We start from the raw sequence: 235 nt of genomic DNA, 5'->3' as shown, positions 1-235 counted from the left end.
TCCCCCAACTACTTTCGGCGCTGAGACGCTTAACTTCCGTGTTCGGCATGGGAACGGGTGTGGCCGTCTCGCTATCGCCACCAGACAAATATGATATTAACATTATTTTAACATAATGTCAACATGTTTTTTGAGATTGTTCTCTCAAAACTGAGGATTCATCAACACAAACCATAGACTAGATCAAAGCCTCGACCGATTAGTATCATTCAGCTCCACGTGTCGCCACGCTTCC

1 rRNA gene is annotated in these 235 nt (G+C 45.1%); it reads right to left on the bottom strand.

Annotation, left to right across the window (positions count from 1 at the left end):
* Positions 1–85 (bottom strand): 5S ribosomal RNA (rrf, locus tag KNO69_RS15290); the annotation flags it as partial.
* Positions 86–235: the final 150 nt, after the last annotated feature.

It is taken from the genome of Exiguobacterium sp. s131 (genome assembly GCF_018617345.1).
In the GTDB taxonomy this organism is placed as follows: domain Bacteria; phylum Bacillota; class Bacilli; order Exiguobacteriales; family Exiguobacteriaceae; genus Exiguobacterium; species Exiguobacterium profundum.
Note: the sequence above shows the minus strand (reverse complement) of the source record. Positions and strands in the feature narration are given on the sequence as shown.